Source organism: Streptococcus suis, from assembly GCF_024509555.1.
Lineage (GTDB): Bacteria > Bacillota > Bacilli > Lactobacillales > Streptococcaceae > Streptococcus > Streptococcus suis_AD.
Genome location: NZ_JAMWEL010000074.1, coordinates 1 through 314, shown reverse-complemented (window position 1 = coordinate 314; position 314 = coordinate 1). Strand labels below are relative to the sequence as shown.

General features: G+C 46.8%; 1 protein-coding gene. It reads right to left on the bottom strand.

The window, feature by feature from the left end:
* Positions 1 to 314, bottom strand: a 314-nt coding sequence (locus NF418_RS10400) for a thrombospondin type 3 repeat-containing protein (protein WP_256779545.1), incomplete at both ends; no start/stop codon positions are given.

Genomic DNA, 314 nt, shown 5'->3' with positions numbered 1-314 from the left:
TTACAGAGGAACCATTCATAGCCAAATGACCGACTGGTAATTCAAAGAATGTTGGATCACCCTTGGCTGCCACCTCAGGAACTGAAGCTGCATCAGCATAGTCAGAACCTTGCTCCAATTCTACTTGGTTGCTAAAGCCATCGCCATCTGTATCAGCTGACAAGTCAAAGATTGGAAGGGCTGGGGTGGTTACAGAGGAACCATTCATAGCCAAATGACCGACTGGTAATTCAAAGAATGTTGGATCACCCTTGGCTGCCACCTCAGGAACTGAAGCTGCATCAGCATAGTCAGAACCTTGCTCCAATTCTACT